Source organism: Nostoc sp. UCD121 (assembly GCF_014222285.1).
Classification (GTDB): domain Bacteria; phylum Cyanobacteriota; class Cyanobacteriia; order Cyanobacteriales; family Nostocaceae; genus Nostoc.
In genome coordinates this window covers 1-263 of record NZ_JACKZS010000587.1, presented here as the reverse complement: position 1 = coordinate 263, position 263 = coordinate 1, and the positions used below count along the sequence as shown (strand labels likewise).

Below are 263 nucleotides of genomic sequence, written 5' to 3'. Positions count from 1 at the left end.
GTCTGGAAACGCGGAAGTCAGCGCCCTGCACCATTATGTTCCGGATCTGCATCGCAGGATGCTGCTGGCTACCCTGTGGAACACCTACATCTGTATTAACGAAGCGCTGGCATTGACCCTGAGTGATTTTTCTCTGGTCCCGCCGCATCCATACCGCCAGTTGTTTACCCTCACAACGTTCCAGTAACCGGGCATGTTCATCATCAGTAACCCGTATCGTGAGCATCCTCTCTCGTTTCATCGGTATCATTACCCCCATGAAC

Annotated in this window: 1 pseudogene; it reads right to left on the bottom strand. The window is 52.5% G+C overall.

The features are described 5' to 3' along the window. A pseudogene (locus GNF10_RS37590) lies at window positions 1–226 on the bottom strand (hypothetical protein); the annotation flags it as partial. Between the last annotated feature and the right edge of the window lie 37 nt (window positions 227–263).